At 71.8% G+C, this 11,952-nt stretch carries 11 protein-coding genes; 5 read left to right on the top strand and 6 right to left on the bottom strand.

Translation table 11 applies throughout. The features are described from left to right. Positions 1-32: 32 nt before the first annotated feature. Positions 33-1,298, bottom strand: a complete 1,266-nt coding sequence (locus ABEB28_RS22515) for an amidohydrolase family protein (protein WP_345730153.1) — start codon at positions 1,296-1,298, stop codon at positions 33-35. 90 nt (positions 1,299-1,388) lie between these two features. Between ABEB28_RS22515 and ABEB28_RS22520 the strand changes: the two genes are divergently transcribed. From ABEB28_RS22520 to ABEB28_RS22530, 3 genes are all read left to right on the top strand, one after another. Then, positions 1,389-2,219 (top strand): helix-turn-helix transcriptional regulator, encoded by an 831-nt coding sequence (locus ABEB28_RS22520; protein ID WP_345730154.1) that lies wholly within the window; start codon positions 1,389-1,391, stop codon positions 2,217-2,219. 4 nt (positions 2,220-2,223) lie between these two features. After that, positions 2,224-2,652 carry an SAM-dependent methyltransferase gene (locus ABEB28_RS22525; RefSeq protein ID WP_345730155.1) on the top strand — a complete coding sequence of 143 codons (429 nt, stop codon included), beginning with the start codon at positions 2,224-2,226 and terminating at the stop codon, positions 2,650-2,652. Positions 2,653-2,739: 87 nt separating this feature from the next. Beyond that, positions 2,740-3,624 (top strand): intradiol ring-cleavage dioxygenase, encoded by an 885-nt coding sequence (locus ABEB28_RS22530; protein ID WP_345730156.1) that lies wholly within the window; start codon positions 2,740-2,742, stop codon positions 3,622-3,624. Between the two features lie 51 nt (positions 3,625-3,675). Here ABEB28_RS22530 and ABEB28_RS22535 read toward each other — a convergent pair whose 3' ends face one another. Continuing rightward, entirely contained in the window at positions 3,676-4,884 is a 1,209-nt protein-coding gene (locus ABEB28_RS22535; RefSeq protein ID WP_345730157.1) for a lipase family protein, read from the bottom strand. Positions 4,885-5,038: 154 nt separating this feature from the next. On the opposite strand from ABEB28_RS22535, the gene ABEB28_RS22540 reads away from it, so the two are divergent. Beyond that, on the top strand, positions 5,039-6,547 hold the full coding sequence (locus ABEB28_RS22540) for an alpha/beta hydrolase (RefSeq protein ID WP_345730158.1): 1,509 nt from the start codon (positions 5,039-5,041) through the stop codon (positions 6,545-6,547). Between the two features lie 39 nt (positions 6,548-6,586). Here the strand turns inward: ABEB28_RS22540 and ABEB28_RS22545 are convergent, their stop codons facing one another. The 3 genes from ABEB28_RS22545 to ABEB28_RS22555 form a co-directional block, all read right to left on the bottom strand. After that, positions 6,587-7,507: an MBL fold metallo-hydrolase gene (locus ABEB28_RS22545; protein WP_345730159.1), complete on the bottom strand. Its 921-nt coding sequence runs from the start codon at positions 7,505-7,507 to the stop codon at positions 6,587-6,589. Positions 7,508-7,556: 49 nt separating this feature from the next. Further along, positions 7,557-7,940 carry a DUF805 domain-containing protein gene (locus ABEB28_RS22550; protein ID WP_345730160.1) on the bottom strand — a complete coding sequence of 128 codons (384 nt, stop codon included), beginning with the start codon at positions 7,938-7,940 and terminating at the stop codon, positions 7,557-7,559. 81 nt (positions 7,941-8,021) lie between these two features. Further along, positions 8,022-9,176 (bottom strand): winged helix DNA-binding domain-containing protein, encoded by a 1,155-nt coding sequence (locus ABEB28_RS22555; protein WP_345730161.1) that lies wholly within the window; start codon positions 9,174-9,176, stop codon positions 8,022-8,024. 106 nt (positions 9,177-9,282) lie between these two features. Between ABEB28_RS22555 and ABEB28_RS22560 the strand changes: the two genes are divergently transcribed. After that, on the top strand, positions 9,283-10,146 hold the full coding sequence (locus ABEB28_RS22560) for an alpha/beta fold hydrolase (RefSeq protein ID WP_345730162.1): 864 nt from the start codon (positions 9,283-9,285) through the stop codon (positions 10,144-10,146). Positions 10,147-10,645: 499 nt separating this feature from the next. Here the strand turns inward: ABEB28_RS22560 and ABEB28_RS22565 are convergent, their stop codons facing one another. Then, on the bottom strand, positions 10,646-11,878 hold the full coding sequence (locus tag ABEB28_RS22565) for an ABC transporter substrate-binding protein (RefSeq protein WP_345730163.1): 1,233 nt from the start codon (positions 11,876-11,878) through the stop codon (positions 10,646-10,648). Positions 11,879-11,952 lie beyond the last annotated feature (74 nt).

An 11,952-nucleotide genomic window follows, 5' to 3' on the forward strand; every position in this document is an offset into this window, starting at 1 on the left:
CGCGAACGGAACCGGGAGCCGCAGCCTGCGGATCAGGAGGTGGGCACCGCCTGCTTCTCGGCGAAGAGCCGCGCCCACTCGGCGCGGGACCGGATCGAGGTGTCGACGTCGGTCGCCTTGGCGCGCAGGGCGCCGACCGTCGCCTGCTCCCGGGGGATCTTCGTGAACGGGTCCCAGTTGAAGAACCGGGCCGAGTTCTCCCAGGTGATCTTGTTGATGTCGGAGTCGCTCGCCCCCGCGGCCACCAGCTCGGCGTGCACCTTCTCGGGTGCGTCCGGCCAGAAGCAGTCGGAGTGCGGGTAGTCGCACTCCCAGGCGATCGTGTCGATGCCGATCTCGTGGCGCAGCTTCAGCGCCGTCGGGTCGGTGACGTAGCACGCCAGCGAGTGCTCGCGGAACACCTCGCTGGGCAGCTTGCCGCCGAAGTCACGGCGCAGCCAGCGCTGGTTCGTGTAGTGCCGGTCCGAACGGTCCAGGTAGAACGGGATCCAGCCGATGCCACCCTCGGAGAACGCGAACTTCAAGTCCGGGTAGGTGCGCATCGCCGGGCCCCACAGCAGGTCCTGGGCGCAGAGCGAGGAGATCTGCGGGGCCAGCACCATCAGGTTGTCGATCGGCGCGTCCTTCGCCAGGTCCAGCGCGGCGAAACCGGTGCCGATGTGGCAGCACATCACCAGGTTGTTGTCGGACAGCGCCTGGAAGACCGGACCCCAGTAGTCGAGGTCGTGGTAGCTGGGCAGTCCCTCGAGGTGCGGCAGTTCGGGCATCGTGATCGCCCGGACGCCCTTCTTGGCGACCCGCTCGATCTCCTTGATCATCGCCTCGGGGTTCCACGTCGGCATCAGCGCGAGCGGGATGAAGCGGTCGGGGTAGGCGGCGGCCCACTCGTCGATGTGCCAGTCGTTGTAGGCCGACACCATCACGAGCGTGATGTCGTCCTTCAGCTGGTTCAGGTGGCGCGCGCTGAACCCGGCGAAGGTCGGAAAGCACATCGACGCGAGGATGCCGTTGCGGTCCATGTCGCGGACGCGCTCGTGGACGTCGTACACGCCCGGTCGCATCTCGGCGAAGATCGCGGGGTCGAGACCCCACTCCTCCGGCGGCCAGGAGACGACCGCGTTGAGGCCGACGACGCCGGTCTGCTTGCCGCGGTACATCCACTGGTCGATGCCGCGGTCGTCGGTGATGACGTGGGGCGCGTACTCGGCCCACTTGGCCGGGACGTGGCGGGCGAACATTTCCGGCGGTTCGACGACGTGGTCGTCGATGCTCACCAGCACCATATCGTCGATGTTCATGCGGCTCCTCGTTGAGTGCAGGGGATCCGCCGTCCGCTCCGGGGACTCAGCGGGGTGAAGGGGGGTCACTTCTTTGTACGCTGAGAAGTGATGAGCATCGGTGCACGGTCGGTCAACAATCCTGCAGAAGCGGCCACGGTCCCCCTGATCGACATCCGTCAGGGCGGCGGCGCCCTTGCGGGCAGCTACCTGTACGAAGGCGACCACCTGGTCACCGGCTGGCACCACCACGACATGCACCAGATCGAGTACGCGGTCGGCGGGGTGGTCGAGGTGGAGACCGCCGACGCCCACTACCTGCTGCCGCCGCACCAGTTCGCCTGGATCCCGGCCGGGCTCGCCCATCGCGCCACGATGAGCGCCGACCTGCGGACGGTGTCGGTGATGTTCGGTCCGGAGCTGATCGCGCGGCCCGGCGACCGGGTTCGCATCCTGGCGGCGTCGGCGCTGATCCGGGAGATGATCGTCTACTCGCTCCGGTGGCCGATCGACCGCGCGGGCGGCGATCGGGTGGCCGACGACTACTTCCGGGCGCTGGGGCACGTCGTCTCCGACGCGCTGGACCACGAGGCGCCGCTGAGCCTGCCCAACTCGTCCGACCCGATCGTGGCCGCGGCGATGGAGTACACCAGGGAGCACCTGGACGAGGTCACGATCGACCGGGTGTGCCGCGCGACCGCGGTGTCCGAGCGGACGCTGCGGCGGCAGTTCTCGGCCACGGTCGGGATGTCCTGGCGGGCCTATCTGCTGCGGGCCCGCCTGCTGCGGGCGATGGCGCTCCTCGCGACGCCCGACCGGTCGGTGGGCGAGGTGGCGGCGGCCGTGGGATTCGCCGACGTCAGCGCGTTCGCCCGGGCGTTCGGCCAGCAGTGCGGGGAGACGCCGTCCGCCTATCGGAATCGCGTCCGCGCTCTACCCTGAGCGCATGTCGTTGTCGCCCCGTCTCGCTGCGATCGTGCGAGCACTGCCACTACGTCCGGACTCGCGGGTGCTGGAGATCGGGTGCGGTCCCGGTGCGGCGGCGAGGGCGGTCGCGGCGATGCTCACCACCGGCCACATCCTCGGCATCGACCGCTCGGCTCGGGCGATCACCCAGGGGGAGACCGCCGCCGCGGCCGAGATCGCGTCCGGCCGGATGAGCCTCCGCGCGGTCGCCGCCGAGGACTTCGTGCTGCGCGCCGGCGAGCAGCCGTTCGACCTGGTGTTCGCGGTCCGGGTCGGCGCGCTCGACGGGCGTCATCCGCAGCTCGGTGAACGTGTGCTGCAGCAGATCGCGCTGGCGACGACGCCCGATGCGCGGCTGTTCGTCGACGGCGGTGACCCGCTGCGGGAGGTCCCGATACCGCGGCCGTGAATTCACAGCGTTCTCCGGGCTACCGCACGGTTCGCTGTCAGGTTTCCCAGCGATCGTGGGCTGGTCGTTGATCGATCGGAGGAACTGATGCAGCACGGTCAGCCCGGCAAGGGCGTCGCGACCTACCAGGGGCGTCCGCTACCCCGACCGGACGAGGAGGTCGTCGACCAGGGCCTCGGCTTCGACCTGGGCACGATGGGCCGACGCCGGGCGCTGAGGATGCTGGGGCTCGGCGCCACCGCGCTCGGCTTGGCGGCCTGCAGTCCCGAGACGTCCGCGTCGACGTCGGCGTCGGCGTCGGCGACTTCGGCCTCGGCGTCATCGGGGGAGATCCCGGAGGAGACGGCCGGCCCGTACCCGGGTGACGGGTCGAACGGCCCGGACGTGCTGCAGCAGAGCGGCGTCGTCCGCAGCGACATCCGGACCAGCTTCGGCGACGCGAGCGGCACGGCCGAGGGCGTGACGATGACGCTGGAGTTGACGATCACGGACCTGGCCAACGGCGGCAAGCCGTTCGCCGGCACCGCGGTCTACGTCTGGCAGTGCGACCGGGAGGAGCGTTACTCGCTCTACTCCGACGGCGCCACCGACCAGAACTACCTGCGGGGCGTCCAGATCGCCGACGCCTCCGGCGTGGTGCGGTTCACCAGCATCTTCCCCGCCTGTTACCGCGGACGGTGGCCGCACGTCCACTTCGAGGTCTACCCCGACCAGGCCTCGATCGCCGACGCCGGCAACACGATCGCGACGTCCCAGGTCGCGCTGCCGAAGGACGCCTGCGACAAGGTCTACGCGACGGCCGGCTACGAGTCGTCGGTGGCGAACCTCGCCCAGATCAGCCTGCAGAGCGACAACATCTTCGGTGACGACGCCGGCGCGTCCCAGCTGGGCACCGTGACCGGCGACGTTACCAGCGGGTACACGGTGAGGCTGGCGGTCGGCGTGGACACCAGGACCGCCCCGGCCCGCTGAGTGGCGTGTGTGCATTTACCCCACCGTGGGGTGGGGTAAATGCACCCGAGCTCAGCAGTTGTTCGGTGCCGGCCTCCCGGCGAAACGGTCGGTCAGGAACTTCAGGACGTCGGGGGCCGAGGCCACCAGCGTCGTGACGTGCTCTCCGACGAACGTGGCCCACCGGACCTTCACCCCGGCGGCGCAGTACTGCCGGCGCAGTGTCTGGGCCTGGGAGAGCGGGATGATCTCGTCGTGGGTGCCGTGGAACAGGTAGACCGGCGCCTTCGGCGGTGCGGACCCGAGCTCGTTCTCGGCCAGCCGGGCGCGCCACTGCGGCGTCGCGAGCGGATTGGTCGTCGTGTAGTCGGCGATGCGCTGGAAGGCGTAGCCGAACACCGCGTCGACGCAGGCGCCCTGCTGGGTCGCGTAGAGCTGCTTGCCCTTCTCGTTGAGGAAGGCGGGCAGGTTCAGCTCCGGGTAGGCGGCGTCCAGGCCCAGGGCGGCCAGCAGCGCGAACCCGAACCCGAGCGTGCCGTCCAGGCTGGTGGCGACGACGTCGAGGTCGGCCGGAGTTCCGCCCGCGGTGATGCCGACGACGTTCAGCTCCGGCGCGTACGTCGGGGCCAGCTCACCGGCCCAGGCCGCGCCGCCCCCACCCTGCGAGTATCCGGCGAACCCGACCGGCCCACCGGCGCGCAACCCGGTGGCCGGGAGGCGGGTGGCCGCCCGGACGACGTCGATGACACCGTGCCCCTCGGAGCGGCCGACGATGTACGGGTGCGTCCCCGGGGTGCCGAGCCCTTCGTAGTCGGTGATCGCCACCGCCCAGCCGCGCCGCAGCATCGCGTCGATGAAGAGCGGTTTCTCGTAGTCGGGCTGGAACTTCGACGGCGCGCAACTGTCGCCGATGCCGCGGGTCCCACTCGCGACCGACACGATCGGCCGGGTGCCGGGCCCTCGCCAGGCCAGCTTCGGGACCAGCACCCGGCCGGACACCGCGATCGGGGTGCCGAGCGCGGACCGGGACCCGTAGAGGACGAGGTAGCCCTTGTTGATCAGGTCGTCGGGCAGCTGCCGCCACCAGATCACGTCGCCGTCGGCCCCGGCCGGCAGCGGGCTGGGCGGGGTGTAGAACGCGTCGCCGCTCGGGCCGGTGGGCGGTGGCGCCGCCGCGGCCGGGCTCGCGCGGAAGGCCGGCGCGACCAGCGTCGCGAGGACCAGCGCCACGGTGGCCACCAGAGTCCCGGCGCCACGCCGGGTCCGGAAGATGCTCGTCATGGAACTCCTCGTCGAGTCCGTGGGGTCCGCCGTCGTGGGGGTCGCTCCGGCCGGGGTACCGGCCCACACGCTAGGGAGGGCAACCGAGAGAAAGAACCCGTTGCAGGTCTCGTTACTGGCGAGTAACCTGACGGCCCTCCCGGTACGGTCAGGCGTGCTGATCACCCGCGCGTTACGGGTCCGGGCCGCGGTTGCGGTCGCGGTGGTGGCGGCCCTGCTGGCGGCTGCGGGCGTCTGGCTGCTGGCCTCGGCCGGGGGCCCCACGACGCGCCACCACGTGGTCGTCGACGGTGTTCCGCTGGACGTCGTCCGGCCGGCCGCAGCCACGGGACGGCGTCCGGGGGTGGTCGTCGCGCACGGATTCGCCGGGTCGGCGCGGTTGATGGCCCCTCTCGGCGACACGCTCGCGGCACGCGGTTACGTCGTCGTGCTGCTGGACTTCACCGGGCACGGCGCTCACCGGAGCGCGCTCCCGTCCGGCGACGACGGCGTCGCAGCCCGGCGTTCCGATCTGGACACCGCGCTGGCCCACCTGCGCGGGTTGCCGAACGTCGACCCCACGCGGGTGGCGCTGGTCGGGCACTCGATGGGCGCGGGCGCCGTCACCCGGTACGCGGCGGAGCACCCGGAGATCACCGACACGGTCGCGATCTCGCTGCCGGACGCGTCCGAGGCGACGCCGGACCGGCCCGCGCGGCTACTGCTGCTCGTCGGTGGTCTGGAGTTCACCGGGTTCCGGGACGCGGCGAAGGAGGCGGCCGAGGGCGGAGCGGTGCGCGAGGCCGTGGTCGTGCCCGGCGTCGAGCACATCTCGATCCTGTACGCGCCGCGCACCCACCGGGAGATCGTCGACCGGCTGGACGAGAGCCTCGGCGGGCCGTTCACCGACGACGCGGCACCGTCGCCGCTGCGCCGGGCCGGTGGCGCGGGGCTGCTCCTGATCGCGCTGCTGATCGGGCTCTACCCGGTGGCGCGGCTGCTGTTCGGTCCGGCCGTGTCCGGGTGGCCGTCGTTCGCGGTGCCACGGTTCGGCCGGGTGCTGGCGGTGACGGCCGTCGCCGCGGTCGTTGCCGCGCTGGTGGCACCGTTCCTGCCGACGACGCGCCTGCCGCTCGCGGTCGGCGGGTTCGTCGTCGGGTTCACGGGCGTGGCCGCCGGGGTGATGCTCGTGGGCGCCCGAGTACGGCGGGTCGACCGCTCGTCGCGGTTGCCGGCTGGCGTTCCTTCGGAGCGCAGCGGGACCCTCCGATGGGCGCTCGCGGGCCTCGTCCTCGTTCTGTACGCGGCGGTCGCGATCGGGGTGCCGCTGCACCTGGGTGTCACCTACGCGATCCCGGGTGGGGCGCGGTGGTGGCTGCTGGCGTTCGTCTGGGCGGGATTCGGCGTGCTCGCGTACGCAGCGGAGCGCCTCACCGGCGGCAACAGCGTCGGCGTGCTGGCCACCTCGGCGGTGGTGACGGTCGCACTGACGGCAGCGGCGCTGGTCGGGCTCGCGCCCGGGTTCGTGCTGCTCGTGGTGCCGTTGCTGGCGGTCCTGCTGGTCTGGCAGGTGATCTGGAGCGCGATGCTGCACCGCTTCGCCGCGCCCTACTGGCTGATCACGCTCGTCGGATCGATGGTCGTGGCGTGGCCGGTCGCGACCGCGCTGCCGGTCGTCGGCTGAGGACGGCCCGGGCACTCGGACCGGGGCCGCTGGTGCCGCTCAGGCCCAGGCATCCTCGCGGACGCGCACGGTCGGGAACCACAGTTGGACGCCGTCGGCGTCGGCCAACTCGCCCAGCACCCGCATCGTGACGTCGAGGTCGTCGCCGGCGTACGGCAGTGCGCGCAGCGGCTGGTCCAGCGGGCGGAAGAAGTCGTCCCAGTGGATGAGTACGACCCGCTCCGCGCCGACCTGCCGGACGGTCTCGTCCCAGTACTGCCGGATCTCCGCGTCCGGCCGCAGCCCCAGCTGCCCGACGCCCAGGTAGACGACCTCGGCCCGGTAGCCGCGCAGCGCGCCGGGGACGAAGCCCGCGCTGCCCTGGACCAGCAACCGCCGCCCGGACGGACGGTGCGTGACGAACGTCGACCAGGCTTCGCCGCAGCGGTACGCCGACGCCCGGGCGGGTGGGCGGAGCGGCGCGGCGATCTCACCCGGGTACCGGTCCGGCGGGCAGTGGTGCGACTCGACCAGCGTCACCGTGTACGGCCCGAACTCGAGCGGCTCGCCGGGGGTGGCGATCCGGACGGCGTCCTCGGCCAGCCCGGCGCCGCGGCCGACGTTCGCGGTCGACCGGCCGCCGACCAGCGTCGCCCCGGTGCGCTCGGCGACCACCGCGGAGTCGAGCACGTGGTCGAAGTGGGTGTGCACGGGCGCCACCGCGGCGAGCTGGGACACTCCGGCGGCGGCCAGCTCGCGGTCGATGCGGGCGACGTCCGGCGCGATCCGGCCGAGTCCGACCTTGAGCAGGCCGGGGCGGCTGAAGTAGCCGTCGGTCAGCATCGCCGTCGTTCCGTCGTCCACGAGCAGCGTCGCCACGCCGAGGAACGTCACGGTCAGCGGGCTGGCGTCGGTGGCGCGGGGGACCGCGAACCGATCGGACCAGGCGGACAGGTCCGGACGCCCCAGCTTGAGTCGCACCCGGGCGACTATAGGGCGCCGCCGGGGCTATCCGCCCGCGAGCACCTGTCTAGGCGCCGAGATTCTTCGGGTTCGGTCCGTGCTGGTTGGCGGGGTGGCTGTTCTGCACGAAGAACACGAGGAGAATGATCCAGCCGATGATCGGAACGATGCCGATGAGCTGCCACCAGCCAGTGCGGCCGATGTCGTGCAGGCGTCGCGCGCCCACGGCGAGGCTCGGAACGACCAGGGCCAGTTGGAGGACGCCTTCGATGGGCCCCACGCCGCCGAACGATCCATCACTGAGACCGAGGATCGCGTCCAGGACAGCGCCGACGGCACCGACGATCGCGGTGAACAGGACGAAAAACCAGAACTCCGACCGGCGCGCACGACCGCTGAAGGTTGCGTACTTTTGCAGGAGGCAGACTCTGACAGCGTTCGGGAACGACATGGAGTCTCCTCAGGGAATCGATAGCGTCTCCGCAGGTGGATGAATCGTAGAGCCCAGGCGGCGGCGCGGCGGACACCGGTGTCAGGCGTGGGGGCCGACCGCCACGGGGCCGACCGTCAGGGTCGGCGTCCCCTCCAGGATCGCGCCGACCCGCGCGACCTCGCCATCGAGCTCGCCGAGTCGCTGCGCGGTCAGTGGGCGGAGCGGCTCCACCGTGATCGCCAGCCGGCGGCCCGACCGGCGCAGGTGCCAGACGCCCGCGACGACGCCGTCGATCAGCAGCACCGGGTAGTTGCCCGCCTGGCTGCCGGCGAGCGCCCGCTCCCGCGCCGGGCCAGGGAACACCTGGTCCCGCGGGTGGCATCCGACCTGGTAGGCGTCGAAGTACGGCAGCAGCCGGAGCCCGCCCGGGGGCTCGTCGGCCGGTGCGGTGTCCCCGGCCACGACCCAGCCCTCGGTGCCCTCGACGTCCACCCGCTCCACCTCGTCGCCGAGCGTGCCGAACAGCGTCGTCGCCCAGCCGCGCGGCGCGTTGATCCACTGCGCGAAGTGGTGCGGCGTCGCCGGGCCGTAGCTGGTGAGGTACCAGCGGACGAGCTGCGCCAGCGCGTCCTGGCCGTCGAGCGGTGCGACGTCCGGCAGGTACCGGCGCGGGCTGGTGTAGGTGATCTTCCGCCCCCGGTTCGGGCCGAAGCACAGGACGCCGCGGTGTGCGGCGGCGCTGATCACCTGTCGCCAGCGCGGCCACATGTCTCCGAATGCCGGCATCGTCCGCTCGCCTGCCCAGGGTCCGGTGCGGGCGACCACCTCGTCGCCGAGTTCGTCGGTGGTCAGTTCGGCGTCGGCCAGCGCGTCGCCGATCGCCGCCACCACCGCGTCGGTCTCCGCGGCCGTGAAGCGGATGCCGTCCGGGAACGGGTTCGCGGCGGGCAGCGCGGAGAGCGCGGCGATCCACACCGGAAGGTCCTCGGTCGCTAGCAGATGGACGGTGCCGCGCGGCCCGAACGTCTTGACCAGCTCGTGTTTCTCCCAGAGCGCGGCACGGACGTCCGCGCGGGTCGCACCGTCCAGGCGCAGGCCGATCGACAGCTCGGCCGCGGAGAGCACCTGCGCGTGCGCGCCACACATCGCACGCGCGGCGTCGGCCGGGCGGGCCGACGGTTGTGGGACGGTCAGCCCGTGGCGCGCGGACCGCCGCGCGTGTACCTGGGTCCAGGTCAGCTTCGGATCGCTCATGCCTCGACGCTAGGCGCCATTCCGGTCAGTTCCTGGCCGGAAGCACGCCTGTAGTTGCCGGAAATCGCCTTGTCCCGCTCCGGGGCCGCGAGTACCTTCACGCCCCGTGACGAGCGACGAATCCCGGGCCCGCGTCGGCGAGGTAGAGCTCTGCTACGACGCCGTCGGGGAGCCGGACGCTCCGGCGATGCTGCTGATCATGGGGCTCGGGTTCCAGCTGGTCCACTGGCCGGACGAGTTCTGCCAGCAGCTGGCCGCGGCCGGGTACCGGGTGATCCGGTTCGACAACCGGGACGCCGGCCGCTCGACGCACCTGCCCGGACGCCGGTACACGCTGGACGACCTGGCCGACGACGCCGTCGGTCTGCTGGACGCGCTCGGCATCGACTCCGCGCACGTGGTGGGAGCCTCGATGGGCGGCATGGTCGCGCAGCTCGTCGCGATCCGGCATCCGGACCGGGTGCGTTCGCTGGCGTCGCTGATGTCGACCACCGGCCGTCGGGGCGCCGGGCGGACCTCCCCCCGCGTACTCCGGCACCTGTTCGGCCGGCGGCCGCGGACCGAGGACGAGGCGATCGAGCGCCGGGTGCGGGTCTTCGCCGACGTCGGCTCGACCGGCTTCGACCAGGACCTCCCGGAGCTGCGGCGGGTGACCCGGCTCGCGTTTCAGCGTGATCCGGACGGCCGGGAGGGCCGACGGCGTCAGCACCGAGCGGTGCGGGCGGCGTCCGATCGGACGGAGGCGCTGGGCGGCGTCACCGTGCCGACGGTCGTCGTGCACGGCACCGCCGACCGGATGTGCCACCAGTCGGGCGGCTGGGCCACCGCTGAGGCCGTGCCCGGGGCGCGGCTGGAGCTGATCGACGGGATGGGGCACGATCTGCCGCCGGGGGCGTGGCCGCGGATCATCGGCGCGCTCGTCGACAACGCCCGCCGCGCCGACGAGCGCCACCTCACGCCCCCTTCCTGAGGCGCGGTCGCCCGGCTCGGCGCCGAAATGGGTGGGTGGTTGTCGCCGCTTCGGGGTGACCGCCGCGATGGTTGGCGCGCTTCCAGTGCCATAGCCCGGAAAGCGCGACGACGACACCGCGCGCCGCCCGGAAAGCGCGACAACCATGCCGCGCGGGCCCGGAAAGGGCGACACCCACGCCTCGCGCACCCCGGAAGCGCGACAACCATGCCCCGCGGTGCCCGGAAAGGGCGACATCCACGCTGCGGGTCGACCGGGAAGCGCGACATCCATCAGCGGGCGGCACCTCCTTGCCGCGACCGCTGGACGATGGTGGGTGGCTTTCTCGAAAAGCCGCCTCGCGGGCGCCTCGGTGACGTGGTCTTCCCGAAAATGCGCCTCACAGGACGGGTAGTGAGGTGGTCTTCCCGAAGCGGCCGGGCGGGCGCGTCGGTGACGTGGTCTTCCCGAAATCCGGCCGGCGCGCCCCGCATCGGGCGGCGCCGGCCGGATCGTCGTGTCAGCGGCCGGCTAGCTCCTCGGCGAACTCGCCCTCGAACGCGTCCTGCACGACCTTCGCGCCGCCCGGCACGTTCGCCGGCCGGGAGATGAAGCTCTGCAGGCTGGGCGACCGGTGCAGCGCGAAGCTGTCGATCGGCACCAGCAGCCCGCCGGTATCGACCTGCTTCAGGCCGTTGAACGCGTCGAGCACGCCCTGGCGGGTGAGGTCGTCCTGCTCGCAGGCGGCGTCGAGCACCTGCTTCATGATCTCGGCCATGCCGTAACCCAGCACCGCGCCCGCGCTCGGGTTCTTCGTCTCGGGATAGGCCTTCGTGTACTCGGAGTACAGGTCCGGCTGGCGGTCGAACGTCGACACCGGAGCGGCCACGTACAGGTGGGACGTCAGCCAGGACGCGGTCGGCCCCTGCAGCAGGCCCGGCGCGAACACCGGGTTGCTGCCGAGGATCGGAACGTCCAGCCCCTGCGCCTGCGCGGCGGCGGCGACCGACGCGGTCTGCGCCGGCGCGACGGTCAGCACGATCGCGTCCACCCCGCGCGCCTTGAGCTGGCTCACCTGGGCGCTCATGTCCTGGTCGGTGGCCTTGATCTGCGCCTCGACGACCGTCAGCTTCTTCTTCCCGGCGACGAACTTGGTGCCGGCCAAGCCAGTCTCGCCGTACTCGCCCTCGAAGTAGATATGGCCGACCGTGTCGCCCTCCTTGAGCAGCTTCTGTTTGAACATGTAGTCGTAACCGTTCGCCATCTCGACGTCGTAGGTCGCTCCTGGGACCCCGGTGCCGGGAATGTCGGTGAGCGTCTCGCCCCACGCCGACGGGAAGTTCACGATCTTGTCGGCCTCGTAGTCCGACGCCAGCGCCGCGTTGATCGGCGAGCCGATCGTCTGCTGCATCGCCAGCACGTCCGACTTGATCGAGCTGTAGAGCTGCACGCCCTGCTGCGGGACGTACCCGGTGTCCTGGACGTCCAGCCGGACGGTGTAGCGGTCGCAGACCTTGCGGGTCTTCCAGTACAGCGTGTTCGCGTTGGTGATGTCCTTGCCGAGTGCGGCGAAGACGCCGGTGAGGTCGGTGAGCACGCCGAGCGTGATCGTGTCGCCGTCGACGCCGACGTCGGTGGCGACCGAGCCGGAGCCCGAGCCGTTCCCGTCCTCGGCCTTGTTGCTGCAGCCGGTCAGCGCGACCGCGACCGCGGCTGCCACGGCGACCAGGCGGGTGAGGGTGGCGGTACTCATCGGTGCCCCCTTGCACTTCGGAATTGGGCGACTTCGGGATTTGGCGACTTCGGGATCGAGCTACGTCGGGATCG

The sequence above is a fragment of the Cryptosporangium minutisporangium genome (genome assembly GCF_039536245.1).
In the GTDB taxonomy this organism is placed as follows: domain Bacteria; phylum Actinomycetota; class Actinomycetes; order Mycobacteriales; family Cryptosporangiaceae; genus Cryptosporangium; species Cryptosporangium minutisporangium.

Bases quoted from the DNA above. Each gene is read 5' to 3' on its own strand.
- ABEB28_RS22515 (WP_345730153.1), bottom strand. From the start codon at position 1,298: ATGAACATCGACGATATGGTGCTGGTGAGCATCGACGACCACGTCGTC.
- ABEB28_RS22520 (WP_345730154.1), top strand. From the start codon at position 1,389: ATGAGCATCGGTGCACGGTCGGTCAACAATCCTGCAGAAGCGGCCACG.
- ABEB28_RS22525 (WP_345730155.1), top strand. From the start codon at position 2,224: ATGTCGTTGTCGCCCCGTCTCGCTGCGATCGTGCGAGCACTGCCACTA.
- ABEB28_RS22530 (WP_345730156.1), top strand. From the start codon at position 2,740: ATGCAGCACGGTCAGCCCGGCAAGGGCGTCGCGACCTACCAGGGGCGT.
- ABEB28_RS22535 (WP_345730157.1), bottom strand. From the start codon at position 4,884: ATGACGAGCATCTTCCGGACCCGGCGTGGCGCCGGGACTCTGGTGGCC.
- ABEB28_RS22550 (WP_345730160.1), bottom strand. From the start codon at position 7,940: ATGTCGTTCCCGAACGCTGTCAGAGTCTGCCTCCTGCAAAAGTACGCA.
- ABEB28_RS22555 (WP_345730161.1), bottom strand. From the start codon at position 9,176: ATGAGCGATCCGAAGCTGACCTGGACCCAGGTACACGCGCGGCGGTCC.
- ABEB28_RS22565 (WP_345730163.1), bottom strand. From the start codon at position 11,878: ATGAGTACCGCCACCCTCACCCGCCTGGTCGCCGTGGCAGCCGCGGTC.